The organism is Aureimonas sp. Leaf324, assembly GCF_001423245.1.
Lineage (GTDB): Bacteria > Pseudomonadota > Alphaproteobacteria > Rhizobiales > Rhizobiaceae > Aureimonas.
The window spans coordinates 515,385-540,431 of the sequence record NZ_LMOH01000012.1; the positions used below are offsets into that span (position 1 = coordinate 515,385).

Below are 25,047 nucleotides of genomic sequence, written 5' to 3' on the forward strand. Positions count from 1 at the left end.
ACGGCGCCGCACTCACGCGGGGAAGGCTCCCCTTGCCCGCGGCCGTCCCCAGCGCCGACAGGCACCCTCGCCTCGATCAGAGGATCTGGGGCCCCAGCGCCGGCACGGCGATCGCAGCCATACCCGCCTGGCGCAGCGGCTCGACGCGGCGGCCGCTGCCCTCGACGAAGGCATGCGCGGTCGGATCGGCCAGCAGCGCCTGGAGCGCCATGGCGTTGAGGCGGTGGCCGCCCTTGTAGGAGCGGTAGCAGCCGAGGACGCGCGCCCCGGCCAGCGCCTGGTCGCCCACGGCGTCGAGCGTCTTGTGACGGACGAACTCGTCGGGATAGCGCAGGCCGGCCGGGTTGATCACACGGTCGTCGTCGCCGATCACGACGGAGTTCTCGAGCGAGGAGCCGAGCGCGTGGCCCGACGCCCAGAGTCGCTCGACGTCCTTCATGAAGCCGAAGGTGCGGGCGCGGGCGAGCTCGTCGCGGAAGAGGCTCGGGCTGAGATCGGCGCCGAAGCGCTGGCGGCCGATCGCGGCGGTCGAAAAGTCGATCTCGACCTCGAAGCGCGTGCCCTCGTGCGGGTGATACTCGGCAAATCCGCCGTTCAGCTCGACGCGGACGGACTTCAAGACCTTGATGAAGCGGCGCGGCGCACGCTGGGCCACGAGACCCGCCGCCTCGATGGCGCGCACGAACATGTCGGAGCCGCCGTCCATGATCGGGATCTCGTTGCCGTCGATCTGGACCACGACATTGTCGACGTCCATGGCATAGAGCGCGGCCATGATGTGTTCGATCGTCGCCACATGCGCGCCACGACGATCGCCCACGATCGTCGACAGGTCGGTGGACGTTACGTTGCCGGAGACGGCGCGGATTTCGTGAACGAGGCCGGACGCCTCGAAGACGTGGAACACGATGCCGGTGTCGGGCTCGGCCGGGTGCAGGGACAGTTCGACCAGCGTACCGCTGTGAACGCCCACGCCCTCGAAACCGATGCGCGCTCCGATCGTGTGCTGACTGACCACGTGTTACTCTTCCTTATACCGGCCTGCCGCGCGCCAGATGATCGCGTCGGCGGCAGGAGAACTCTTCCCGGCTTCCGGAAGATCCGAGGTCGGAATCCGTCGGCGAACGCGAAGTGTCTGAAACTGTCACAAAATTTAGGTCTCGGACGAATTGAGGCCAAATCACGCTTTCTTACCCAGTGTTACCGGAAAGCGCCTTAAGGTTTCATTTAGGATAACGAAATCAGTAGTTTAAACGACACGACCCGCCCTCTTGCGAAGGCGGGTCGTGCCAAAAGGCGGAGAGTTTGTGACCGTCAGTTGGACTGACGGCGCAGGAACGCCGGGATTTCCAGCTGATCTTCCTCGCTCGGCTGGCGAACCTGGCTCTGCGGACGCGCCGCGGAGTCGGCCGCCTGGCGGCGCGGCGCATAGGGGCTGGCCTCGGCCGGACGGCGCGGAGCGACCGGGCGGACCGGGTCGGCAAGCACCGCCTCGTCTTCCTCGCGGCGCGACAGGCCGGTCGTCAGGCGACGCAGGAGACCCATCGGGCCCCGCTCGTCACCCGTGGCGTCGACGGCACCGGCGCGGCGCTCGATCTCGGCCTGAACCACCGGCGGGAAGTCCTCGACCCGGGGCATGCGGGCCTGCGCGGGCTGCTGGACCGGCTGGCGCGGCGCCGGGGCGCGCGGGGCGACCTGGGCGATCTCGGCCTCGAGGGCGGCGGTGAAGTCGTCCTCGATGTCGGCCATCGCGGGTGCCGGCTGGTAGGCGGCGGGCGCCGCGACCGGCGCCTGGGCGACCGGCGCGGGCGCCTGCATCACCGGGGCGGCGTGAGCGACCTGCACCGGGGCCGGCGCCGGCTGGAAGGCCGGGCGGGCGGCGAGAGCGGCGGCGGCGCGCGCCTCGGCGGCGTGGCCGTAGACCTCCATCGCGGCCTTGTCGATGCCGGTGGCGACGACCGACACGCGGATCACGCCTTCCAGGCTCTCGTCGAAGGTCGCGCCGAGGATGATGTTGGCATCCTGGTCGACTTCCTCGCGGATGCGGGTCGCCGCCTCGTCCACCTCGAAGAGCGTGAGGTCACGCCCGCCGGTGATGGAGATGAGAAGGCCCTTGGCGCCCTTCATCGAGGTCTCGTCGAGAAGCGGGTTGGCGATCGCAGCCTCGGCGGCGGCCATCGCGCGGCCCTCGCCGGACGCCTCGCCCGTGCCCATCATGGCCTTGCCCATCTCGCGCATCACCGAACGCACGTCGGCGAAGTCGAGGTTGATCAGACCTTCCTTGACCATCAGGTCGGTGATGCAGGCGACGCCCGAGTAGAGCACCTGGTCGGCCATGCCGAAGGCATCGGCGAAGGTGGTCTTGTCGTTGGCGATGCGGAAGAGGTTCTGGTTCGGAATGACGATCAGCGTATCGACGTTCTTCTGCAGCTCCTCGATACCCTGCTCGGCGATGCGCAGGCGGCGCTGGCCCTCGAAGTGGAACGGCTTGGTGACGACGCCGACCGTCAGGATGCCCTTCTCGCGCGCCGCACGGGCGACGACCGGGGCCGCGCCGGTGCCGGTGCCGCCGCCCATGCCGGCGGTGACGAAGCACATGTGCGAGCCGAGGAGGTGATCGCAGATCTCGTCGAGCGACTCTTCGGCGGCCGCGCGGCCGACCTCGGGCTGCGAGCCGGCGCCCAGACCCTCGGTCACGGCGACGCCCATCTGGATCACGCGCTCGGCGCGCGAGGAGCGGAGCGCCTGCGCATCGGTGTTGGCGATCACGAACTCGACGCCTTCGAGGCCGGCGTTGATCATGTTGTTGACGGCGTTGCAGCCGCCGCCGCCCACACCGAACACGGTGATCCGCGGCTTCAGCTCGGTGATGTCCGGCTTCTGAAGGGTGATGCTCATCGTGGTTTCCCTTTGTGTCTGGGCCGGTTCGCCGCGCGGCCTGGGGTCTCAAGAACCAGTGCGCGGCGCGCACCGATGGGGTATTCGGATGGACGAGCTTCGCACGCGAAGCTTGTCAGAAACTCTGCCGGAGCCACGAACCGAAACGGCCGACGCGCGTGCGCGGGTCGAGCGCGAAGTCGATCATCGACTGCTCGGGCACGTGCTCCAGGGCCGCGACCTGCGGGTAGATCAGCAATCCGACCGCCGTCGCGAAGGCCGGGCTCTTGTTCGAGGCCGAAAGCCCTGCGACGCCGACCGGGCGACCGAGGCGCACGTTTCGGTTCAGGAGCGAGCGACCGGCTTCCGAGAGACCGGCGAGCTGGCTGGCGCCGCCGGTCAACACCACGCGCTTGCCGATCACATGACCGAGGTTCGAGGCGGACAGCCGGTCGCGGATCAGTTCCAGCGTCTCCTCGACGCGCGGACGGATGATCCGGGCGATCAGGGAACGCGAGACCTGCACCGGCTGCTCGTGCGCCTCGTCGCCGAGCGGGGCGACCGACACGGTCTCGCCGTCGGCCATCATGCTCGGCAGGGCGTTGCCGTGCATCACCTTCAGCCGCTCGGCCTGCTCGGGGCGGATCGACAGGCCGCGCGCGAGATCCATGGTGATGTGATGGCCGCCGAGCGCCACGGCGTCGGCGTAGGCGAAGTGGCCGTTCTGGAAGATCGAGATCGTGGTCGAGCCGGCCCCCATGTCGATGCAGGCCGAACCCATCAGCGCCTCGTCGTCGACCAGCGTCGACAGGCCGCTCGCGTAGGGCGTCGCCACGAAGGCCTCGACCACGAGATGCGCGCGGTTGATCGCGGCTTCGAGGTTGCGCAGCGGGGTTTCCTCCGCCGAAAGGATGTGGAGATCGGCGCCGAGCTCCGAGCCCGTCATGCCGACCGGGTTCTCGAGGCTCCCTTCGCCGTCCAGCGACAGGTCGAACGGCACGCGATGCAGCGCGACGCGGCCGTCGCGAAGCGGCAGACGCGCGGCCTGGTTGAGGACACGCTTGAGATCGAGGTCGCCGACCTCGGCGCCCTCGACATCGACCCGCGCCATGCCGCGCAGGCTCTTCAGCCGGCCGGCGCAGACCGACACGATCAGCGACTCGATGGTCAGTCCGGCCATGCGCTCGGCGGCGTCGACGCAGAAGCGGATCGACTTCTCCGCCGCCTCGAGATCCACCACCACGCCGGATTTCACGCCGCGCGAGCGCTGGTGGCCGATGCCGATAACCTCGACCACGTGCGTGCGGCCCGGCAGGACCTCGCTTTCCGGGCGCGGCTTCAGCTTGGCGATCAGGCAGGTGACCTTCGAGGAGCCGACGTCGAGCACCGAGATGGTGCGAACGCGCTTGTCCGAGGGCTTCTTGATCCGGGGCAGTTCGTCGGTCGTTTTGGTGAAGAAGCTCATACCGGCTTTTCCTTCTGAGCCTGCTTCCAGAGCTTGTCGCGCTCTTTGAGAACCTTGTCCCAGCGCTCCTTGGCGGCGGGGGTGAGCTTGACGACCATCCGGTCGGCGAGGCGCATGTCGACCGAGACGATGTCCCGGGCGAGGAGCCCCTCGTTGCGATCGACGCGCATCACGGTCGCGGCCGCCTCGATCGGGTCGAGTTCCGGCAGGCGGATCACGACGCCGTTGTCGAGGCGCAGGTCCCAGCGCCGGTCACCGACGCGCACATAGGCCTTGATCCGCTGGTCGAGCTCGGGGACGAGCGCCATCTTGTCGAGGATGTCGACCGCCTCGCGCGCCGCGCCGGGGCCCACCACGAAGGGCAGGTCGGTGAAGCGGGTCGTCGCGTAGGGCACGATCTCCCGGCCGTCGTGGTCGACGATCCAGAGATCCTTGTCCCGCTGCCAGAGTGCGAAGGGCTTCTTCTCCACCAGCGCGATCTTCACGCGGTTCGGATATTCCTTCTCGACCGTCGCGCTCTCAATCCAGGGCATCGCCTCGATCGCCTCGCGCGCGGCCGTCACGTCCAGCGCCGGCAGCGTCTGCGCGCCGGCCATCCAGAGCGTCTGGAGAACGTCGATCTCGCTCGTCTCGGCGTATCCGGTGACGTCCACGGTCTCGATCGACAGGCCGAGCGGCTCGGCCACCGCGTCGATCACGGCCGTCGTGTGGCTGCCCAGGACCATGCCGTAGATCGCGGTCGAGCCGAGCAGGCCGGCGGCGATCGTGCGGAAACGCGGCAGCGGCAGGTCGCGCGCGTTCTTGATCCAGACCACGGTCTTGCGACCCAGGCGCTGCAGGCGCAGCACGATCGGGTTGACGCGCTGGAACATCGGAGCGTCGTTCAGCGACCGCATGAGGCGTCCCTCACCATCCACGAGAGCAGCTCGCCGAAGGAGTGGCCGGCGACCTTCGCGATGTCGGGCACCAGCGAGGTCGGCGTCATGCCCGGCTGGGTATTGACCTCGAGCCAGACCAGTTCGCCCTTCTCGCCGAAGCGGTCGTCGTAGCGAAAGTCGGAGCGCGACACGCCGCGGCAGCCGACGGCGCGATGGGCGGCCAGCGCCGCCTCCTGCACGCGCTTGGCGATGGCGGGCGGAATCTGCGCCGGAATCACGTGCTGCGAGCCGCCCGGCAGGTACTTCGAATCGTAGTCGTAGAAGGCGTGGCCTTCGGTCGTGATCTCGCAGACCGGCAGGGCCACGTCGCCCATCACGGCGCAGGTGAGTTCACGGCCGGGCACGAAACGCTCGACCATGACCTCTTCGCCGAAGGTCCACTCGGCGCCGTGCAGCTGCTGGGGCGGATGCTCCTGGTCGGCGCGCACGATGAGCACGCCGAAGGACGACCCTTCCGCGATCGGCTTGACCACGTAGGGCGGCGCCATGACGTGGGATTTGGCGACCGCACGACGGTCGAGGATCTTGTGGTCGGCCACGGGGACGCCCGCGGCCTTGGCGATGGTCTTCGCCTTCACCTTGTTCATCGCCAGCGCCGAGGCGAGGACGCCCGAATGCGTATAGGGGATCTGCAGGAACTCGAGGACGCCCTGGATCGTCCCGTCCTCGCCGAAGGGCCCGTGCAGCGCGTTGAAGGCGACGTCGGGCGCGAGGTCTTTCAGCACCGCCGCGACGTCGCGGCCGACATCGACGCGCGTGACGCGGAAGCCTTCCGCTTCGAGCGCGTCGGCACAGGCCTTGCCCGACGACAGGCTCACCGGCCTTTCGGACGAGAAGCCACCGAACAGCACTGCGACATGCGAGGTCATCGACCGGGATTCCATGCATTGAAGGTCAGGAACCATTCATCGCCCGCAGATGGTTAAGCAGGGGTTAACCGAGTGCGGTGATTGCAAGAAAATCGTAAGGCCGTTTGGTGAGGCGCCGTTAAGGGTTGGCCGACCGACGGGCGCGCGGCAGCGCCCGCAGATCCCGCGAAGTCTTGATGGATGTTGCGGCGCGATAACTCCTGTCGAAAACTCACGTCTTCTTCAGGACCTCGCGTTACCGTCCGGTCATCCCCCAAGGGAAAGGCCGAATCGTGAACCGCAGAACTCTTCTGATGGGAATGGGCGCGCTCGCGTTGTCGGGATGGATCGTCCCCGCCTCTGCGGGGGAGCCGATCCTGACGCTGCGCGGCGAATTCGCGCGTGCGGGAGCCGACGGGTCGGCCATGCTCACCCTTGCAGACCTCGACGCCCTGCCGCAAACGCGCTTCCGCACCGCGACGCCTTGGCACAGCGGTCCGGTCGAATTCTCCGGCGTCTCCGTCTCCGACTTCCTGGCGGCGATGGGCGTGCCCTCGACCGAAGGCTCGATGCAGCTGGTGGCCCTGAACGACTACGTGGTCGACACGAAGGCCGGCGATCTCGTCTCCGGCGATGCACTTCTCGCCACGCGCATGAACGGCGAGCCCATGACGGTGCAGGACAAGGGCCCGGTCTTCGTCGTCTTCCCGTTCGACAGCCGGACGGAACTCCAGCACCAGTCCTACTACAGCCGCGCCGTGTGGCAGCTCGCCGAGATCGACCTCGCTCCATGATCGCAGGCGTCGGCACGCGGCCCTTCCCCTTGAGCGTCCGCAAGGTCAGCTATGGTCTGACCTGCGTCACCGCGGTCCTCGCGCTGCTCGTCGTCGTGTCGTCGATCCTCGTGGTGCGCTACCAGCGCCAGATCAGCGAGGCGTCGCAATACAACGTCACGTTCGACTACTCGCAGACCGCCGCCGAGATCCTGCGCCTCCAGGTCGCCCTCAAGGACGTGATCGCAGGCGCCGACCCCGCGCAGATCAAGCTTCGGCACGACATTCTGGTGAACCGGCTCGGGATCATCCGCGACAACGCCTTCGCGACGCGCCACCAGCTGACCGAGACGGGCGACCGCCTCGCCGACGTGCTCAGACGGCTCGAACCCCTCCTCGCCGATCCGGCCGATACCGCCAATCTCGAGGCGGCCTACGAGCTTCTCGGGCCCCTCACCACGCCCATTCTGCGGCTGGCCTCGCGCGCCCATGGCGAGGCCGGCGACATCGTCCTCGGCAACCAGACGACGCTGCGCCAGATCATGGCGATCGTCACGGCCGTCACGATCGTCCTCGTTCTCGTCGGCATGGTGCTGGTCGGCTTCGTCCTCCACCAGAACCGGCGGCTCGACAGCATCTCGCGCACCGACGGGCTGACGGGCCTCGCCAACCGCCTCGGCTTCGACGCGGACCTGCGCAAGGTCGACGGCAAGCCGGCCGCCGTCGTCCTCGTCGACGTCGATCATTTCAAGACCATCAACGACACGCTCGGCCACAGCGTCGGCGACGGCGTGATCGTCGAGCTCGCGACGCGACTGCGCACCGCCGGGGCCGACGCGGACACGATCGCCCGGATCGGCGGCGACGAGTTCGCCATCGTCTTCTCGGGCGAGGCGGCCGAAGCGCGAAGCCTGTCATGCGCCGACGCGGTGCTCGCCAGCATGGACGAGCCCTGCCGCGTCGCGGGCACCGAGGTGCAGGCCAACGTGACGATCGGCATCGGCGCGCAGGAGGCGAGCCAAGGCGCGATGCTCCTCAACGATGCCGACATCGCCCTCTACGCCGCCAAGGGCGAGGGCCGCGGCCGCTATCGCCGCTTCCGGCCCGAGATGAAGCAGGCGTTCCTGCGCGAGCAGGCGATCGAGGACGCGCTGCGCCGCGCGGCCGCAGCCGGCGACTTCTCGCTCGTCTACCAGCCGATCGTCGATCTCTCCGACGATCGCACGGTCGGTTTCGAGGCGCTCCTGCGCTGGCAGCACCCCGAACTCGGATCGATCTCGCCCACCGAATTCATTCCGATCGCCGAGCGCAGCGGCCAGATCGAGGCGATCGGGCGCTGGGTGATCGAGGAGGCCTGCCGCGAGGCGAGCCGCTGGCCGTCCGACGTCTATGTCGCCGTCAACGTGTCGGCGCGGCAGCTTCTCGACCAGAGCTTCATCGCCCAGTCGCGCGCGGCGCTCGAGGAGAACGGTCTGGAGCCCTGCCGCCTCGAGATCGAGATCACGGAAAGCACGCTGATCGTCGACGACGCGACCGTCCTGGAACTCGTGCACCAGTTGCGCGCGCTCGGCTGCCGCGTCTCGCTCGACGACTTCGGAACCGGCTACGCCTCCTTGAGCTACCTCCAGCGCTTCCCCTTCGACAAGATCAAGATCGACCAGTGCTTCCTGCGCGGCGAAGGGGTCGGCGTCGGCGGGCACGCGATCATCGCCACCGTCTGCTCGCTCGCCGAAGTGCTCGACCTTCGCATCGTCACCGAAGGAGTCGAGACTCCGGACGAGCTGGCGACCGTGCGCCGGGCGGGCAGCCACTACGGGCAGGGCTACCACTTCGACCGGCCGCTCCGCCCGGACGACGTCCTGAAGCGCATCGCACGCGAAAGCCTCGACCGGGTCCCCCTCGTCGTCGCCAACGTCTCGGCCGCCTGAACGCCCGGCGTCAGTCCACCCATTTCGGGTCGGCGGTGAAGGCCACCGTCAGCCAGCGATCGCGCGGATCGCCGCCGATCGCTTCGGCGACCTCCTCGCGCACGCGGTCGAAGTCGGCGAGCGACTGGCGCGGGTGGTCGTGCGGCACGACGAAATGGAATTCCAGCGTGCGCGAGCGCCCGACCTTGGCGACATAGGTGCGCACCTCGCGAAAGCCGTGACGCGTCACGATATCGGCGGCGACAGCGCGGGCCTTGGCATCGAGCTCCGGCGGCGCGACGAGGAAGATGTCCTTCAAGGCGTCGAAGACGGTGCGCAGCGGCACCGGGATGAGGCAGAGCGTCAGGATCGCCAGCACCGCCGGGTCGACATAGGGCGTCCAGCGTTCGTAGGCGCTGCCCTGCAGAAGCGCCGCGATCACGAAGGCGACGAGAAGCGCCGCGGTGATCGACCCCGCCATCGCCCAGCCCTTCACGTCGAGCGCGAGGAGCTCGGACCGGATCTCGCGGTTCTGACGGCGCCCGATCACGAACATCGCGAGGCAGATCGCCACGATCACGGCGGCATAGGCGATCGCCCATCCGAACTCCAGCGGACGCCCGCCCGACAGCAGCGTCCCCGCCGCGTTGACGAACGCATAGAGCGACAGAAGCGACAGAAGCCCGCCGTTGAACAGGAGCACGATCGGCTCGAGGTGCCAGAAGCCGAGCTGGAACCGGCCGCTCGTCTGCCGGGCGATGAGTCGCGAGACGAGGAGCGCCATGCCCGTCATCGACGCGTCCACCACCGAGAACATGCCGTCGAAGGCGATCGACAGCGATCCCGACAGGACGCCGAACACGACGCCCGACGCCCCGACCACGAGGGTCGCGGCGATCGATCGCTTCAAGGCGGCTTGTTCTCGCGTCGCGGCAGTCATCGTCACACTCGCATATCGGGTCGGCGGATCGTCGATCCCCTATCGCCTTCGCGTCCCTGAAAACAGGCCGCGAAGGCGTTGCTCCGGAACCTAACGTAGCGTCAGCGGTTCGGCAGCCGGACGCGATCACGCGTTGGTGAAAACGGGGATCGGCGATGATCACTTGGCTGCAGTTCGGCGACCTGCATGTCTGCGAGCAGGACGGCTGGGCAAGCCTCGACGTCTTCCGGCAGCTCGTGTCGTCCGCTCGCGAGAACCTTGTCGGGCAGGTCGATCTGGCGGTGCTGCCCGGCGACAACGCCAACCATGCGACCGAGGAGCAGTTCCAGCGGATCGCAGAAGCCGTGGCACCGCTCGGCATTCCGCTGCATGCGATCCCCGGCGACCATGATTTCGAGGCCGGCGACCTCGACGGTTTCTACCGCCACCTCGCGCGCCAACCCCTCCCCTACGCGATCACGGCCGGCGAGACGCGCGTCCTCTTTCTCGACATCGTCTCGGCAGGAAGCGGCGGCCCGGACTTCCGCCTCGGCCCGAAGCAGACCCTCTGGCTGCGCCGCGAACTCGACGCCGCCGACGCGGCCGGGCACGCCGTCGTCGTCTTCATGCACGCCTATCCCGGCGACCTGCGCGCCGGCACCGAGGAGGTCGCCTCGCTCCTCGCATCGGGGAACGTGCGCTTCGTCGGCACCGGCCACACGCACTACAACGAACTCCTCAACGACGGGCGCGTCGTCTACGCGGCGACGCGGTCCACCGGCGAGATCGAGGAGGCCGGCGGTCCCGGCTTCTCGATCGGCGCGGTGGATGGCGATGCTGTCAGCTGGCGCTTCAAGCCGCTCGACGCGCCCTGGCCCTTCGTGCTGGTCACCTCGCCCTCCGATCTCCGGCTGATGACCGATCCGCAGTCCCGCGATCAGGTGCCGGAGGGCGAGTTCACGATCCGCGCCCGCGTGTTCGGCTCCGACGTCGCGTCCGTGTCGGCGCGCCTCGGCGAGCGCGAGATCGCGCTGTCGCACGAAGGCGCCGCCTGGGTCGCGCCGTCCGGCGCGGTCGAGCCGGGGCTGCATCGCCTGAGCGTCACCGCGCGATCCTCGAGCGGCACCGAGGACACCGACCATGTCGACATCCTCGTCCGCCCGCCGCGCGAGCGTCCGCGCCGGAGCGATGCCTTCGCGCTCGGCCGCGACATCCATTCGGTCGGGCCGTGGCCGGGCCGCGGGATCCCCGGCGGCCAGCTCGGACCCAACAAGAACGGCCTGAAATGGTAGGCCCGGCCTCTACGGGCTGAAGGGCCGGACCTCGGCGCCCTCAGCAAAACGGCCGAGGCGCTTGATCTCCCATTCGAGGAGAATGCCGCTCGTTTGAAAGACCCGCTCGCGCACCGTCTCGCCGAGAAGCTCGAGATCGTGCCCCGTCGCGTCGCCGACGTTCAGCATGAAGTTGCAGTGGAGCGCCGACATCTCGGCGCCGCCGATCCGAAGGCCGCGGCAGCCCGCACGATCGACCTCCTTCCAGGCCGAGATGCTCGGCGGGTTCTTGAAGGTCGAGCCGCCCGTCTTCTCGCGCACCGGCTGCACGGTCTCGCGGTGATGCTGCACCTCGTCCATCGCGCGGCGGATCTCGTCCTTGGGGCTCTCCGGCCCCTCGAAGACCGCCGAGACGAAGATCAGGTCCTCGGGCGCGTCGGCGTGGCGATAGGAGAAGCCCATCTCGGATCTGGTGAGGATGTGCATTCGGCCTTGCCGGTCGAGCGCGCGCGCCTCCACGAGGCGATCGGCCGTCTCGACCCCGTTGGCGCCGCCGTTCATGCGGATCGCGCCGCCGATCGAGCCGGGAATGCCGTGCAGGAAGTGGAAGCCGCCGATCCCCGCGTCGAGCGCCACCGCCGCCACGCGCTTGTCGCTCGCCGCCGCGCCCGCCCGGATGCGCCCCTCGCCGATCGCCTCGACCTCGCCGAAGCCCTTGGCCGGCAGCCGCAGCACGACGCCGCCGATGCCGCCGTCGCGGATCAGGAGATTGGAGCCGATGCCGACGACGGTCAGCGGCACCTCGGCCGGCAGCGCCGCCAGGAAGCGTGCGAGGTCCGCCTCGTCGGCCGGCTGGAACATCAGGTCCGCCGGGCCGCCGGTGCGAAACCAGGTGATCTTGGAGAGGTCCGCCCCGGCCTGCAGCTTGCCGCGCAGGCCGAGGGCGGGATCGGAGAGCGCGGCGAAGAGCTCGCTCAAGCCCCCCGCCCCAGCGCCTCGAGTTCCTTCGGCAGCGCGTAGGCCCAGGCCGTAATGTTGCCGGCGCCGAGGCACACGACCATGTCGCCGGCCTCCGCCACGCGATGGACGAGCGGCGCGAGCTCTGCAGGGCCGTCGATCAGCCGCGCGTCGCGATGGCCGCCGAGGCGCAGGCGCTCGGCCAGCATCACGGAATCGACGCCGTCGATCGGTTCCTCGCCGGCCGAGTAGACCGGCGCGAGGATCACCGTGTCGGCGTCGTTGAAGCAGGCGGCGAAATCAGCGAACAGCGACTGGAGGCGCGTGTAGCGGTGCGGCTGCACCACGGCGACGACGCGGCCCGAGGCGGCCGAGCGCGCGGCCGACAGCACGGCGCGGATCTCGACCGGATGGTGACCGTAGTCGTCGTAGATGTCGATGCCGAGCGCCGTTCCGGTGTGGGTGAAGCGGCGCTTGACGCCGCCGAAGCCGCCGAGCCCCTTGCGGATCGCCTCCTCGGTGATCCCGATGCGGTGGGCGACGGCGACGGCGGCCGTCGCGTTCGACACGTTGTGCCGGCCGGGCATCGGCAGGACGAGGTCCTTCATCGCCGTGGTCGCGCCGGTGATGCGGTCGCGGATCGTCACGTCGAAGGTCGAGCGCGGCCCTTCGGCGCGCACGTTCTGGAAGCGGGCGTCGGCCTGCAGGTTCTCGCCATAGGTGATGATGCGCCGGTCCTCGATCTCCGAGACCAGCGTCTGCACCTCCGGGTGGTCGAGGCACATAACGGCGAAGCCGTAGAAGGGCACGTTCTCGACGAAGGCGCGGAAGGCCGCGCGCACCTTGTCGAAGGTGCCGTAGTGGTCGAGGTGCTCGGGATCGATGTTGGTGACGACCGCGACGTCGGCGGGCAGCTTCAGGAAGGTGCCGTCGCTCTCGTCGGCCTCGACCACCATCCACTCGCCCTCGCCCATGCGGGCGTTGGTGCCGTAGGCGTTGATGATGCCGCCGTTGACGACGGTCGGGTCCATGCCACCGGCGTCGAGCAGCGTCGCCACCATCGAGGTCGTCGTGGTCTTGCCGTGCGTGCCGCCGATGGCGATCGCCTGCCGGAAGCGCATGAGCTCGGCCAGCATCTCGGCGCGGCGCACGATCGGCAGCAGCCGCTCGCGCGCGGCCGACAGCTCGGGGTTGGAACGCTTGATCGCCGTGGAGACGACGACGACCTCGGCCAACCCCAGGTTCTCGGCGGCGTGGCCGATATGGACGGTCACGCCCTTCTCGCGCAGGCGCTGCACGTTGGCGTTCTCCGAGGCGTCGGAGCCCTGCACGGTGTAGCCGAGGTTGACCAGCACCTCGGCGATGCCGCTCATGCCGATGCCGCCGATGCCGATGAAATGCACCGGGCCGATATTGGGCGGCATCTTCATGGCCGGCTCCTCTGGTCTTTTCGTTGAACGATCAGCGCCTTGCGGCGGCGTCCGGCATAGACGCGACGAGATCGGCAAGCAACCGCGCGGCTTCCGGAATGCCCTCGCCCCTGGCGGCTTGCGCCATGACCTCGGCCTTGTCGGCATCGTTGGCGATCATGGTGGTGAGGCCGGCAAGGCGCTCGGGCGTGAGGTCCGTCTGCTTCGAGACGATGGTCCCGTGCGCCGACTGGAGACGCGCCGCATTGGCCGCCTGGTCGTGGTCGAGCGCATACGGGTATGGCACGAGGATCGAGGGACGCCCGATCACCGACAGTTCGGAAACCGTCGACGCGCCGGCGCGGCTGACCACGAGATGCGCCTTGGCAATGCGGGCCGCCATATCCTTGAAGAAGGGCGAGACGTCGGCGGGGATGCCGATCTCGCGATAGGCGGCGACGACCTTCGCCTCGTCCTCGGCGCGGGCCTGCTGCGTCACGCGCAGCCGGGCGCGGAGGCCGGCCGGCATCAGCTTCACGGCCGCCGGCACCGCATCGGAGAAATAGCTCGCGCCCTGGCTGCCGCCGAAGACGACGAGCTCGAACGGCTCGCCCTCGCGGCTCGGCCGATAGGGCGTGGCGGCGGCATCGAGCACAGCGGGGCGCACCGGATTGCCGGTGACGGTGATCTTGGCCGCGACCGCGCCCTCGGCCTCGGACTGTGGGATGCCGGCCGCGATCCGGCGCACCCGTGTCGACAGGAACCTGTTGGCGCGCCCCATCACGGCGTTCTGCTCGTGGATCGCGGTCGGAAGCCCGAGCTGCACCGCCGCCATCATCGGCGGGATGGTCGGATAGCCGCCGAAGCCGACGACGGCCGCCGGCCGCAGCCGCTTCATCAGCGCGATCGCGCCGCGATAGCCGCTCCAGAGCTTCAACCCCGAGCGCAGGACGGCGGCCGGGTTCTTCGAGCCGAAGGTGGCGGAGGGCACGACATGCGTCTCGTCGGCCGGGAAGCTGCCGGCATAGCGCCCGGCCCGCTCGTCGGTCACGAGGTGCACGGTGTGGCCGCGCGCGTGCAGCTCGTGCGCCAGCGCCTCGGCGGGAAACAGGTGGCCGCCGGTCCCGCCGGCGCACAGGAAGATGGGTTGGGTCATGTCGACGTTCTAGCGCGCGGGATAAGGCGCCTGGAAGGCAAGCGTGCGCTCCAACAGCCGATCGGTCTGCGATACGTTCTCGGCGCGCTTGCGCGTCAGCGCCAGCACGAAGCCGGCCGAGATCGCGACCGCCATCATCGACGAACCGCCGTAGGAGATGAACGGCAGCGTCATGCCCTTGGCGGGCATGAGGTGGAGGTTGACCGCCATGTTGATGATCGACTGCAGGCCGAAGAGCATCACGAGGCCCGAGATGGCGAGGCGGTTGAAGGTGTCGCGCTGGTTGAAGGCGATCGACAGGCCGCGGATGACGACGAAGCAGAACACCGCCGAGAGCGCCATGCAGGAGACGATGCCAAACTCCTCGGCGATCACCGAATAGGCGAAATCGGTGTGGCTGTCGGGCAGCATGCGCTTGATCGTGCCCTCGCCCGGCCCCTGGCCGAACCAGCCGCCCGACAGGATCGCCTCGCGCGCCGTGTCGGTCTGGTATGTGTCGCCCTCGCCTGTGAGGAAGCGGTCGATACGCGAGGCGACGTGCGGGAAGACCGTATAGGCGCCGAGGAAGCCGACGACGCCGACGCCGCCGAGCAGCGCGATCCACACCCACGACAGGCCGGCCATGAAGAACATGCAGCTCCAGGTGGCCGAGGTCAGGATCGTCTGGCCGAGGTCCGGCTGCGCGACGAGAAGGGCCGTGACCACGAGCAGCAGCATGATCGAGAAGAGATTGCCCGGCACGTCGGGGCGGCGCGAGCGCTCGGCGAAGAGCCAGGCGCAGGTGACGACGAAGGCCGGCTTCATGAACTCCGACGGCTGCACGCTGAGGGGCCCGAAGTCCATCCAGCGCCGCGCGCCCTTCACTTCCATGCCGAAGAACAGCGCCATGACCATGACGACCAGCGAGCCGGCCAGCATGATGATCGACATGCGGCGCACGCCCCGCGGCGTCAGCAGCGAGGTCGCCAGCATCACGGCGATCGAGGGGAACAGGAACAGCGCGTGCCGCTTCACGAAGTGGAACGGCTCAAGCCCGATCTTCTCGGCCACCGGCGGGCTCGCCGCGAAGGAGAGCACCATGCCGCCGATCATCAGGATCAGGAAGGCGGCGAGGAACCAGCGATCGATGGACCACCACCAGTCCGTGATCAGGCCCTTCTTGGCGCGGCTCGACATGGCTCATCCCTTCGAAGACGGTTCGGTCGCGGGCAGCGCGGCCACAAGCTGGCGGAACGTGTCGCCACGCACCTCGAAATTGCGGAACTGGTCGAAACTCGCGCAGGCCGGCGACAGGAGGACGACCTCGTTCTCGCCCGTGCGGCCCGCGTCGCGCGCCGCATCCTCGACCGCAACCTCCAGCGTACCGGAAATTTCGTAAGGAATTCGTTCACCAAGAGCGGCGGCGAAGGACGGGGCCGCTTCGCCGATGAGGTAGGCCTTCGCGACCCGCGGAAAGAGCGGCTCCAGCGAGGCGATGCCACCGTCCTTCGGCAGGCCGCCGGCGATCCAGTGAATGCGCTCGAAGCTGCCGAGCGCGGGCGCGGCGGCATCGGCGTTGGTCGCCTTGGAATCGTTGACGAACAGCACCTTGGCGCGTCGCCCGACCTCTTCCATGCGATGGGCAAGGCCCGGAAAGGACCGAAGGCCTTCCATGATCTCGTCGTCCGACAGGCCGAGCGCCGTCAGCGTCGCGACGGCGGCGGCGGCGTTCTGCCCGTTGTGACGCCCGCGCAGCGAGCCGATCCCGGCGAGCGGAAAGCGCGCCTTGACCGCTCCCCCTTCCGAGACACGCACCTCGCCGTCCGCGAAATAGACGCCGTCGTCGAGCGCCCGCTCCTTGGAGATGCGCACCACGACGTTGCCTTCGCTCTCGTGCCAGTCGGCAATGCCGGTGCAGTAGTCGTCGTCGACGCCGATGACCGCGGTGCCCGCTTCCTGCAGCAGGCGCGCCTTGATCGCGGCGTAGTTCTCCATCGTGCCATGGCGGTCGAGATGGTCGGGCGTCAGGTTCAGGAGGATGCCGACCGTCGGGGCGATCGAGGGTGCGAGGTCGATCTGGTAGGACGAGCATTCGACCACGTAGAAGCGGTCGGGCCGGGGCGGCTCCAGCGTCAGCACGGCGACGCCGATATTGCCACCGAGCTGCGTGTCGCGGCCCGACGCCTTGAGACAATGCGCGATCAGGGCCGTGGTGGTCGATTTGCCGTTGGTGCCGGTGATGGCGACGAAGGGCGCGCGCGGCGTCGACGTCTGGCGCTCGCGCACGAAGATTTCGATGTCGCCGATCACCGGCACGCCGGCGGCATTGGCGAGATCGGCGGCCCAGTGGGGCTTGGGGTGCGTCAGCGGCACGCCGGGCGACAGGACCAGCGCCTCGACGCCCGCCCAGTCGAGATCGTGCAGGTCGCCGGTCGGGATGCCCTCGGCCCGCGCGGCCTCGACGCTCTTCGGATTGTCGTCGAACGCGGTGAGACGCGCGCCGCCGGCCTGCAGCGAACGGGCCGTCGCCAGCCCCGATCCGCCGAGACCGAACAGGGCGACGTTGCGATCCTTGAACGTGTGGGCGGCGATCATCCCGAGCCTCAGCGCAGCTTGAGCGTGGACAGGCCGACGAAGGCCAGGAGGAGGGCGATGATCCAGAAGCGGACGACGACCTGGCTCTCGGTCCAGCCGAGCTTCTCGAAATGGTGGTGGATCGGCGCCATCAGGAAGACGCGGCGGCCCGTCATCTTGAACCAGCTGACCTGGATGATGACCGACAGGGCCTCGATCACGAAGAGGCCGCCGATCACGACGAGCACCAGCTCGTGCTTGGTGGCGACCGCGATGGCGCCGACGAGGCCGCCGAGCGCGAGCGACCCGGTGTCGCCCATGAAGATCGCGGCGGGCGGCGCGTTGAACCACAGGAAGCCGAGGCCCGCGCCGATCACCGCACCGCAGACGACCGCGAGTTCGCCGGTGCCGGCGACGTAGTGGATCTGCAGGTAGTTGGCGAAGTTGGTATTACCAGCGAGATAGGCGATCAGGCCGAAGGCGGCCGCCGCGATCATGATCGGCATGATCGCCAGACCGTCGAGCCCGTCCGTCAGGTTGACGGCATTGCCGGCTCCGACGATCACGAAGGCGGCGAAGGCGGCATAGAACCAGCCGAGGTCGATCAGGAGCGACTTGAAGAAGGGGATCGAGAGCGAGCTCGCGAACGACCCCTGCTGCGCCAAGATCACCATGACGCCGGCGGCGAGGGCGATCAGGAATTCCAGCCCGAGGCGCGACTTGCCGGAGAAACCCTTGTGGCTCTGCTTCGTCACCTTGAGATAGTCGTCGTAGAAGCCGATCGAGCCAAAGCCGATCGTGACCAGCAGCACCATCCAGACGTAGAGGTTGGTGAGCTCGGCCCAGAGGAGCGTCGCGACGAGGAAGCCCGAGAGGATCATCAGGCCGCCCATCGTGGGCGTGCCGGCCTTCTTGAAATGCGTCTGCGGACCGTCAGCGCGGATCGGCTGTCCCCGCCCCTGCCGCAGGCGCAGGTTCGCGATGATTGCCGGGCCGAACAGGAACACCACGATGAACGAGGTGATCATCGCCCCGCCGGTGCGGAAGGTGATGTAGCGGAAGACGTTGAAGAGCTGCGCGTCGTCGGCGAGCGTGGCGAGATAGGACAGCATGGATCAGGCTCCCTGGCCGAGATCGGAAGGGGCGGACATGCCGGACGCCGCCTCGGCGGACGGGGTGTGGATGCGGATCAGATCGTCCACGATCTTGGAAAAACCGATACTTTTCGAGGCCTTCGCCATCACGACGTCGCCCTGGCGAAGATGCCGGACGAGGCTTTCGCGAAGCTCGTCGGGCGAGGCGAACCACTCGTGGCGCACGAGGCGCTCCAGCGCCCCGTCGAGCCCCTTCATCTCGGGGCCGCAAAGGAGCACGAGATCGGGATGGGCGTCGAGGATCGGGCCGGCGAGCTCGGCATGGAGATCGCTCGAGAACTCGCCGAGCTCCAGCATGTCTCCGAGAACGGCGATACGCCGGCCGCTCGGACCCGGCGCGCCCTGCGCCAGGAGCGCGAGCGCCGCGCGCATCGAGGCGGGGTTGGCGTTGTAGCTCTCGTCGATCAGCGTCCACTCGCCGCTGCCGCCCAGAAGCGGCAGGACGTGGCGCTCGCCGCGCCCCTTGCCAGCGCGCCAGGAGCTGAGGGACTTCGCCGCCTGCTCGACATCGGCGCCCAGAAGATCGGCCGCGCCAAGCACCGCCAGCGCGTTCTGAACGAGGTGACGGCCGCCCGAGCCGAGTTGGACCTCGACCTGCGTCCCGTCGATGCGCGCCACGATGCGCGAGCCGGACGCCGAAGGCCGGAAGCCGGCTAGTCGATAATCCGCGGTCTCCTCCTCGCCGAAGGTCGTGATGCGCGTGACGCCAGCCGCCTGCGCGGCCTGGATGAGATAGGCCGTCATCGGATCGTCGGCATTGAGGACCGCGGTGCCGCCGGGCACGACGCCTTCGAAAATCTCGGCCTTGGCCTCGGCAATGTGCTCGAGGCTCTTGAAGAAGCCGAGATGGGCGGCGGCGATCAGCGTGATGACCGCGACGTGCGGGCGCACGAGCTTCACCAGAGGCCGGATCTCGTCCGGGTGGTTCATGCCGATCTCGAACACGGCGAAGCGCGCGTCGGCGGGAAGGCGCGCCAGCGTCAGCGGCACGCCCCAGTGGTTGTTGAACGATGCGGCCGAGGCGTGCACCGTGCCCTGATCGCCGAGCACGTGGCGCAGGGCGTCCTTGGTCGTGGTCTTGCCGACGCTGCCGGTGACCGCGACGATGCGGGCCGCGGAGCGGTCGCGCGCCGCCGAGCCGAGGCGCTCCAGCGCCTTCAACACGTCGTCGACGACGACGATCGGCAGGCCGATCGCGCCGAGTGCCGGCAGCTTCTTCTCGGCCACCACCAGCATCGAGGCGCCCGCCGCTGCGGCCTGACGCAGGAACGCGTGGCCGTCGAAGGCGTCGCCCTTGATGGCGAAGAACGCCTCGCCCGGCTGGAGCGTGCGGGTGTCGATCGACACGCCCGTGACCGCCGCCGGCATCGCACCGATGGGCCGCCCGCCGGTCGCGGCGGCCAGCGCCTCGCCGGTCCAGAGCGGCGCGCTCATCGGGCCGCCTCCGCGATCGCGGCGCGCACTTCCTCATGGTCCGAGAAGGGCAGCGTGTCCGCGCCGACCGTCTGGCCGTTTTCGTGGCCCTTGCCGGCGATGATCACCGTGTCCCCCGCCCGCGCCTGCTCCACCGCACGGCGGATCGCGGCGCGGCGGTCGCCGATCTCCTCGGCCTCCGGCACGGCGGCCAGAATCTGCGCGCGGATCGCGGCCGGCACCTCGGAGCGCGGGTTGTCGTCGGTGACGATCACCACGTCGGCAAGCCGTTGGGCGATCTCGCCCATGATCGGGCGCTTGCCGCGATCGCGATCGCCGCCGCAGCCGAACACGAGGATGACGCGGCCCGTGGTGAAGGGGCGAACGGACGACAGGACGTTTTCCAGCGCCTCGGGCTTGTGGGCGTAGTCGACGAAGACCGGCGCCCCGTCGGCCGTCGTGCCGGCGAGATCGAGGCGACCCGGCGCACCCTTCAGGTGCTCCAGCGCCGGCAGGACGTCGTCGACGTTGCGGCCCGTTGCGATCGCAAGGCCCGCCGCGACCAGCGCGTTCGCCATCTGGAACTCGCCGGCGAGCGGCAGCACGATGCGGTAGAGCTTGCCCGCCGCCTCGATTTCGGCGACCTGCCGATGACGCTCGTGCTCCAGCCGCTTCAGTTTCAGAAAGCCGCCGTTGCTGCCGACCGTCATCACGGTGGCGCCGGCCCGCTGCGCAGCCTCCGTGGCGGCGGCCGACCAGCGGTCGTCGGCGTAGATCACGGCCGGCGCGCCCTTCGGCAGCAGCGTATCGAAAAGGCGCATCTTGGCGCGGAAGTAGTCGTCCACCGTCGGGTGGTAGTCCATGTGGTCGCGGCCGAGATTGCTGAAGCCAGCAGCCCTCAGTTCCACGCCGTCGAGCCGGCGCTGGTCGAGGCCGTGGCTCGACGCCTCCATCGACGCATGGGTCACGCCCTCGTCGGCGAGTTCCGCCATCAGCCGAGCGAGCGCCACCGGCTCGGGCGTCGTCAGCGAGCCGTACTCGTCGCGCGTCGGCGAGACGACGCCGGTCGTGCCGATCGAAGCGGCCTTTAGGCCGCACATCGTCCAGATCTGGCGCGTGAAGGCGGCGATCGAGGTCTTGCCGCTGGTGCCGGTCACCGCCACGACATGGTCGGGCTGGCGGCCGTAGAAGCGGGCGGCCATGCGGGCGAGCGAGCGGCGTGCGTCGCCGCTGCGAAGGACGGGAACCGCCGGCGCGGCATCGACGCCGACCGGCAGGAGGACGGCCGCCGCGCCGCGCGAGACCGCATCCCCGACGAAGGCCGCGCCGTCGCCCTTGGTGCCGGCGAGCGCGGCGAACAGCATGCCGGGCCGCACCTCCCGCGAGTCCGACGTCAGGCCGGTGATGTCGACCGTTTCATCGCTAGGCCCCGTGGCGAGGTCCTCGGCCAGATCGCAAAGCTTCATTCACCATCTTCCGCATCGCATGGAAAAGCCGGCGGATGGCCCGCCGGCTTGCCCGGGTTCGTCTCGTGGGCTCGTCCTGTAGAACACGGAGCGAGCCTGTTGAAGCATTTTGACGTCAGTACGACACGAGGAGCGACTTGCCCGTTTCCCCGAAGTCCGGCTTCACGTCGAGGAAGGTGGCGGCGCGGCGCACGATGTTGCCGACCATCGGCGCGGCATTGTAGCCGGCGGTCGCCGCGTACTTGCCCTCTTCCTTCTTCGGCTCGTCGATGATCGAGAGCACAAGATAGCGCGGCTTCTCGATCGGGAAGGCGCCGACATAGGCGTTGAAGCGCATGTCCTTGGAGTAGCGCCCGGCGACGACCTTTTCCGCCGTGCCCGTCTTGCCGCCGACATGGTAGCCCGGCGGGTTGGCGCTCTTGCCCGAGCCCGACACGCCGTTCAGCTTGAAGATCTCGCGCATCTCGGCCGAGGTCTGGTCCTTGAGGACCTTCACCTTGATCTTGTCCGCCTCTTCCTTCGTGCGCGGCAGGAAGGTCGGCGGCACGTACCAGCCGTCGTTGACGATCGCGGCCGCGGCCACCGCCGTCTGCAGCGGCGTCGTCGAGACGCCGTGCCCGAAGGCGATCGTCATCGAGTTGATCTTCTTCCACTGCTTGGGCTGCGTCGGCATCGCCGTCTCGGGCAGTTCGGTCTTGATGCGCGACAGGAGGCCCATGCGCGTCAGGAACTCCTTGTGCCCCTCGATGCCGACGAGGTCCGCCTCGCGGGCCGAACCGACGTTCGAGGAGTACTCGAAGATCTCGGGCACCGAGAGCGGGCGGCCCTTGCCGTGGAACTCCTTGATCGTGAAGCCGGCGACGCGGAAGGGCGTCGTCGAGAACACGTCGTTGTAGCGCACGAGCCCGGAATCCAGCGCCATCGCGGTCGTGAAGATCTTGAAGGTGGAGCCCATCTCGAACGTGCCGGCCGAGATACGGTTGAGGTTTTCCTTCTTCAGCGCGTCGCCCGGAAAGTTCGGGTCGTAGTCCGGCAGCGAGGCCATGGCGATGATCTCGCCGGTCTGGATGTCCATGACGAGGCCGCCGGCCGCGATCGCCTTGTACTTGGCCATGGCGGCGACGAGCTCGTCGCGCACGATGTGCTGGACGCGCAGGTCGATCGACAGCTTGACCGGCTCCAGCTTGTCGTTGCCGGCGAAGCCGAGCTGCTGGAGATCGCGGAAGCCCGCGTCGTCGACATACTTCTCCATGCCGGCGATGCCCTGGTTGTCGACGTTGGTCACGCCGACGATGTGGGCTGCGGTCGGGCCGCCGGGGTAGAAGCGCTTCTTCTCGGTCCGGAAGCCGATGCCGGGAATGCCGAGCGCCATGATCTCCTGCTGCTGGCGTGGCGTCAGCTCGCGCTTCAGCCACGCGAAGCCGGCCTTGGAGGACAGGCGCGCGTGCAGGATCTTCGGATTGAGGTCCGGCAGGACGGTGAGGAGCGACTCCGTCGCCTCGTCCGCGTCGACGATGCGCTTGGGCTCGGCGAAGAGCGAGGCGGTCTTGATGTCGGTCGCCAGCACCTCGCCGTTGCGGTCGAGAAGGTCGGGGCGCGTCACCGGCCCCTGCCCCGCGGCCGAGCGGTAGGTGTCGTTCGGGTCGGACTGGGTGCCGAGATAGACGAGGCGGCCGCCGATCACGAGGTAGATCGCGCAGAAGAGGCCCGTCGCGATGACGAAGCGCGGCTTGTTGCGCGGCGCCTCGACGCGGCGGCGACGAAGGCCCGTTGCGGTCGTGGCGGGCGCGGCGGCAGCGGTCAGCCCGAGGCCGGAGAAAAGCTTGCGCAAGGCTTTCATCGAATGCGGCCCTGGCTGGCGGATGCGATCTTGGAGCTGTGCGCGGCCTCCTCGGGAGCCGGGGGCGCGGGCACGGCGGGAAGCTGGTTCGGCTCGACGATCTGCTGCGGCTCGACCGGCTTCAGCTGCAGGACGGCGTCGAAGTTGCGCGCCAGCGCCTCGAGGCGGAACGGCTGGTTGAGGAGGCTCCAGTCGGCTTCGAGCAGCTGCATGGTCTCGCGCTCCTGCGCGATCTTTCGGTCGAGCAGCATCACCTCGTGCTCGAGCGATTCGGCCTGATACTTCTGGCCGAAGGTCCACGTCGCGACGACGAGGACGATGGCGACGAGAAGGACGTCGAGCGTCTTCAGCATGGGTCAGGCAGCTCCGGACGGCGGCAGGTCCGCAAGGGATGGCAGATCGACGAAGGCCGTCGCCTCCGCATCCCGCCGGGGCGGAAGCGCGGTTCGGATGGCGGCCCGCAACTTGGCCGATCGTGCGCGAGGATTGAGAGCGATCTCCCGCTCGTCGCCCGTCACGGCCTTGTTGCGAGCCTCGAATGTGACGTCCTTATGCTGAACATCCGGTAAATGGCGCGAACCTGACGCCGCCTCCGAGCGGTCGCGGAGAAAGCGTTTCACGATGCGATCCTCCAGCGAATGGAAGGTCACCACGACGAGCCGGCCGCCCGGCTTCAGCACATGCTCGGCGGCCACCAGCGCGCGCACGAGCTCGCCGAGCTCGTCGTTCACGAAGATGCGCAGGGCCTGGAAGGTGCGCGTCGCCGGGTCGATCCGGTCCTTGTGCGAGCGGCCGACCACCTTGCCGACGAGACCGGCGAGATCGAGCGTGCGCTCGAACGGGCGCTCGGCGCGGCGCGCCTCGATGGCGCGTGCGATCCGGCCCGCCTGCCGCTCCTCGCCGAGGAAGTTCAGGATGCGCGCGAGATCGCCCACCTTGAAGCGATTGACAACGTCGGCAGCGCTCGGGCCGGAGCGACTCATGCGCATGTCGAGCGGCCCGTCCTTCTGGAACGAGAAGCCCCTCTCGGCATCATCGATCTGCATGGAGGAGACGCCGATGTCGAGCACCACGCCGTCGAACGGCGCCTCGCCGCGCTCGGCCGCGATCGCCCTGAGGTCGCCGAAGCGGCCGGGATGGAGCGACAGGCCGGGGTAGCGCTCGAGAAGCGGCTTCGCCCCCTCGATCGCCGTCGGATCGCGGTCGATGCCGAGAACGCTGGCGCCGCGGTCGAGGATCGCCGCGGAATAGCCGCCCGCGCCGAACGTGCCGTCGACGAAGCGCTCGCCCAGCTTGGGGTCGAGCGCCTGAAGAACGGGGTCGAGAAGCACCGGAACGTGGCGGACCGGTCCGCCACCGGCCGGCACGAGGGCCGAGCCGTGGTCCGCCATCATTCCGGTGTACTCTCGAACGCGCCTCGGCCCTGGCGGCGCGCGGTGAGCCGCGCCCTCGCTTCAGCCCGATAGGCTTCGAACTGGGATGGCTCCCAGAGTTGGAAGAAGTGGTTGCGCCCGACGAAGGCGACGCGGTCGCTGATGCCCGTGTGCGAGCGGATGAAATCGGTCACCATGATCCTCCCCTCGCCATCGAACTTCAGGAACGCCCCGTCGCCATAGGCGAAGAGCGACATGTCGGCGTAGTCCTCGCCGAAGGGATCCTCGGCGGCCATGCGGGCTTCGTAGCGCTCCAGGAGATCGACGCCGCCGACGTCGATCGCCGGATGCCCGATCGCCTGGAGGGCGTAGAGTTCCCGCACCCCGCGGCCGGCAAGGACCTGACGGAAGTGAGCCGGAACCGACACGCGACCCTTGGCGTCGATGTTGTTGATCGCATTGGAAAGAAACCGCTCCACCAACTGCGAACCCCACACCCCGCCCGGCACCAGCCCTTCCACCACACCCGCCCCGCCGAAACGGGCACGACAAGGCCCATCCAAGCAACCTATGGTTGCGCGGTTGATCCGATCTCAAGCGATCGAACGAGGCCCTGGCATGCTCGGAATCGGCCCTGAACGGGCCTTCGAATGTGAATTTTGGGATAACATGGGCTCGTATGGGGGTCAATGGGATCACCCCACTCGACACCGGCTCCGGACCCCTTG

21 protein-coding genes are annotated in these 25,047 nt (G+C 68.8%); 3 read left to right on the forward strand and 18 right to left on the reverse strand.

Annotated features, from left to right (window positions below; genetic code table 11):
- Positions 1-76: 76 nt before the first annotated feature.
- The 5 genes from lpxC to ASF65_RS10045 all read right to left on the reverse strand — a co-directional run bounded on the left by lpxC (position 77) and on the right by ASF65_RS10045 (position 6,149).
- Positions 77-1,018: a UDP-3-O-acyl-N-acetylglucosamine deacetylase gene (lpxC, locus tag ASF65_RS10025; RefSeq protein ID WP_055888466.1), complete on the reverse strand. Its 942-nt coding sequence runs from the start codon at positions 1,016-1,018 to the stop codon at positions 77-79.
- Positions 1,019-1,314: 296 nt separating this feature from the next.
- The gene (gene ftsZ, locus ASF65_RS10030) at positions 1,315-2,898 is read right to left on the reverse strand and encodes a cell division protein FtsZ (protein ID WP_055888468.1); all 1,584 of its coding nucleotides are present in this window, start codon (positions 2,896-2,898) and stop codon (positions 1,315-1,317) included.
- A gap of 115 nt (positions 2,899-3,013) precedes the next feature.
- Positions 3,014-4,342, reverse strand: coding sequence for a cell division protein FtsA (gene ftsA, locus ASF65_RS10035; protein WP_055888470.1), 1,329 nt, complete (start codon positions 4,340-4,342; stop codon positions 3,014-3,016).
- A complete protein-coding gene (locus ASF65_RS10040; protein WP_055888472.1) occupies positions 4,339-5,238 on the reverse strand; it encodes a cell division protein FtsQ/DivIB in 900 nt (299 codons plus the stop codon). Before ASF65_RS10040 ends, ftsA begins: the two co-directional genes overlap by 4 nt.
- Positions 5,226-6,149, reverse strand: coding sequence for a D-alanine--D-alanine ligase (locus tag ASF65_RS10045; RefSeq protein WP_156369242.1), 924 nt, complete (start codon positions 6,147-6,149; stop codon positions 5,226-5,228). The genes ASF65_RS10040 and ASF65_RS10045 overlap by 13 nt, the downstream gene beginning before the upstream one ends.
- Positions 6,150-6,421: 272 nt before the next feature.
- On the opposite strand from ASF65_RS10045, the gene ASF65_RS10050 reads away from it, so the two are divergent.
- Positions 6,422-6,922, forward strand: coding sequence for a molybdopterin-dependent oxidoreductase (locus ASF65_RS10050; RefSeq protein ID WP_156369243.1), 501 nt, complete (start codon positions 6,422-6,424; stop codon positions 6,920-6,922).
- Positions 6,919-8,829: an EAL domain-containing protein gene (locus ASF65_RS10055; protein WP_055888478.1), complete on the forward strand. Its 1,911-nt coding sequence runs from the start codon at positions 6,919-6,921 to the stop codon at positions 8,827-8,829. Before ASF65_RS10050 ends, ASF65_RS10055 begins: the two co-directional genes overlap by 4 nt.
- A 10-nt stretch (positions 8,830-8,839) precedes the next feature.
- Here ASF65_RS10055 and ASF65_RS10060 read toward each other — a convergent pair whose 3' ends face one another.
- Positions 8,840-9,718, reverse strand: a complete 879-nt coding sequence (locus tag ASF65_RS10060) for a cation transporter (RefSeq protein ID WP_244486609.1) — start codon at positions 9,716-9,718, stop codon at positions 8,840-8,842.
- 185 nt (positions 9,719-9,903) lie between these two features.
- On the opposite strand from ASF65_RS10060, the gene ASF65_RS10065 reads away from it, so the two are divergent.
- Positions 9,904-11,019 carry a metallophosphoesterase gene (locus tag ASF65_RS10065; protein ID WP_055888480.1) on the forward strand — a complete coding sequence of 372 codons (1,116 nt, stop codon included), beginning with the start codon at positions 9,904-9,906 and terminating at the stop codon, positions 11,017-11,019.
- 9 nt (positions 11,020-11,028) lie between these two features.
- Here the strand turns inward: ASF65_RS10065 and murB are convergent, their stop codons facing one another.
- From murB to mraZ, 12 genes are all read right to left on the reverse strand, one after another.
- Positions 11,029-11,976: a UDP-N-acetylmuramate dehydrogenase gene (gene murB, locus ASF65_RS10070; protein WP_055888482.1), complete on the reverse strand. Its 948-nt coding sequence runs from the start codon at positions 11,974-11,976 to the stop codon at positions 11,029-11,031.
- The gene (murC, locus tag ASF65_RS10075; RefSeq protein ID WP_055888484.1) at positions 11,973-13,385 is read right to left on the reverse strand and encodes a UDP-N-acetylmuramate--L-alanine ligase; all 1,413 of its coding nucleotides are present in this window, start codon (positions 13,383-13,385) and stop codon (positions 11,973-11,975) included. Before murC ends, murB begins: the two co-directional genes overlap by 4 nt.
- 31 nt (positions 13,386-13,416) lie before the next feature.
- Positions 13,417-14,520, reverse strand: a complete 1,104-nt coding sequence (murG, locus tag ASF65_RS10080) for an undecaprenyldiphospho-muramoylpentapeptide beta-N-acetylglucosaminyltransferase (RefSeq protein WP_055888486.1) — start codon at positions 14,518-14,520, stop codon at positions 13,417-13,419.
- Between the two features lie 9 nt (positions 14,521-14,529).
- Positions 14,530-15,696 carry a putative lipid II flippase FtsW gene (gene ftsW / locus ASF65_RS10085; RefSeq protein ID WP_055888488.1) on the reverse strand — a complete coding sequence of 389 codons (1,167 nt, stop codon included), beginning with the start codon at positions 15,694-15,696 and terminating at the stop codon, positions 14,530-14,532.
- A 3-nt stretch (positions 15,697-15,699) separates the two neighbouring features.
- Positions 15,700-17,094: a UDP-N-acetylmuramoyl-L-alanine--D-glutamate ligase gene (gene murD / locus ASF65_RS10090; RefSeq protein WP_055888490.1), complete on the reverse strand. Its 1,395-nt coding sequence runs from the start codon at positions 17,092-17,094 to the stop codon at positions 15,700-15,702.
- 8 nt (positions 17,095-17,102) lie between these two features.
- Complete coding sequence (mraY, locus tag ASF65_RS10095) at positions 17,103-18,185, reverse strand: phospho-N-acetylmuramoyl-pentapeptide-transferase (protein WP_055888497.1); 1,083 nt, start codon at positions 18,183-18,185, stop codon at positions 17,103-17,105.
- A gap of 3 nt (positions 18,186-18,188) precedes the next feature.
- Entirely contained in the window at positions 18,189-19,661 is a 1,473-nt protein-coding gene (locus ASF65_RS10100) for a UDP-N-acetylmuramoylalanyl-D-glutamyl-2,6-diaminopimelate--D-alanyl-D-alanine ligase (protein WP_055888498.1), read from the reverse strand.
- Positions 19,658-21,106, reverse strand: a complete 1,449-nt coding sequence (locus ASF65_RS10105) for a UDP-N-acetylmuramoyl-L-alanyl-D-glutamate--2,6-diaminopimelate ligase (protein ID WP_055888499.1) — start codon at positions 21,104-21,106, stop codon at positions 19,658-19,660. Before ASF65_RS10105 ends, ASF65_RS10100 begins: the two co-directional genes overlap by 4 nt.
- 115 nt (positions 21,107-21,221) lie before the next feature.
- Entirely contained in the window at positions 21,222-22,946 is a 1,725-nt protein-coding gene (locus tag ASF65_RS10110; protein ID WP_055888500.1) for a penicillin-binding protein 2, read from the reverse strand.
- Positions 22,943-23,299: a hypothetical protein gene (locus ASF65_RS10115; protein ID WP_055888501.1), complete on the reverse strand. Its 357-nt coding sequence runs from the start codon at positions 23,297-23,299 to the stop codon at positions 22,943-22,945. The genes ASF65_RS10110 and ASF65_RS10115 overlap by 4 nt, the downstream gene beginning before the upstream one ends.
- A 3-nt stretch (positions 23,300-23,302) precedes the next feature.
- The gene (gene rsmH / locus ASF65_RS10120) at positions 23,303-24,340 is read right to left on the reverse strand and encodes a 16S rRNA (cytosine(1402)-N(4))-methyltransferase RsmH (RefSeq protein WP_055888502.1); all 1,038 of its coding nucleotides are present in this window, start codon (positions 24,338-24,340) and stop codon (positions 23,303-23,305) included.
- Positions 24,337-24,798, reverse strand: a complete 462-nt coding sequence (gene mraZ / locus ASF65_RS10125; protein ID WP_055889096.1) for a division/cell wall cluster transcriptional repressor MraZ — start codon at positions 24,796-24,798, stop codon at positions 24,337-24,339. Before mraZ ends, rsmH begins: the two co-directional genes overlap by 4 nt.
- Between the last annotated feature and the right edge of the window lie 249 nt (positions 24,799-25,047).